Source organism: Shewanella sp. AS16 (assembly GCF_021412365.1).
GTDB lineage: Bacteria > Pseudomonadota > Gammaproteobacteria > Enterobacterales > Shewanellaceae > Shewanella > Shewanella salipaludis.
Genome location: NZ_JAKCLK010000040.1, coordinates 1 through 624, shown reverse-complemented (window position 1 = coordinate 624; position 624 = coordinate 1). Strand labels below are relative to the sequence as shown.

Below are 624 nucleotides of genomic sequence, written 5' to 3'. Positions count from 1 at the left end.
AGCAAGGCAAGAAATAGCGCATTGGCGGACACATTACAATGAAGTGCGCCCGCACAGCTCACTGAATTATCTGCCACCAAGTGAGTTTGCAAAACGGGTGGCATAATGAAGGAATTCTCACAGGATGTGGTACTAATACAGGGGAAAGATCAAAAGGGCAACTGGAATGGGCCTGGGAATCGCAAATGCAAAAAAGCCACCTTGTTGGGTGGCTTTTTTGCTCTCTTACGAGAAATTAGGTGTTTGGAAATGACCTACTCTCACATGGGGAGACCCCACACTACCATCGGCGCGATTGCGTTTCACTGCTGAGTTCGGGATGGGATCAGGTGGTGCCACAATGCTATGGTTTCCAAACAAATTTTTCTAGGACATGACACTAGATTGTAATGGTGCTGATACCCAGAATCGAACTGGGGACCTCATCCTTACCAAGGATGCGCTCTACCGACTGAGCCATATCAGCATGTTCTTTCTCAAATTGCCTTGGCAATTTACTTCTCTTTCGAGAAAATTAGGCGCCTGGAAATGACCTACTCTCACATGGGGAGACCCCACACTACCATCGGCGCGATTGCGTTTCACTTCTGAGTTCGGGATGGGATCAGGTGGTGCCACAATGCT

1 protein-coding gene, 1 tRNA gene and 2 rRNA genes are annotated in these 624 nt (G+C 48.2%); 1 reads left to right on the top strand and 3 read right to left on the bottom strand.

All coding sequences use genetic code 11. From position 1 onward, the window contains the following. Positions 1–106 (top strand): integrase core domain-containing protein (locus LZP73_RS19215; RefSeq protein WP_234236515.1); only part of this gene is annotated, 106 nt, incomplete at its 5' end. 135 nt (positions 107–241) lie between these two features. On the opposite strand, the gene rrf (LZP73_RS19210) is transcribed toward LZP73_RS19215, so the two are convergent. The 3 genes from rrf (LZP73_RS19210) to rrf (LZP73_RS19200) all read right to left on the bottom strand — a co-directional run. Beyond that, positions 242–357 (bottom strand): 5S ribosomal RNA (gene rrf, locus LZP73_RS19210). A gap of 33 nt (positions 358–390) precedes the next feature. After that, positions 391–466 (bottom strand) — tRNA-Thr (locus tag LZP73_RS19205). Positions 467–520: 54 nt separating this feature from the next. After that, a 5S ribosomal RNA gene (rrf, locus tag LZP73_RS19200) occupies positions 521–624 on the bottom strand; the annotation flags it as partial.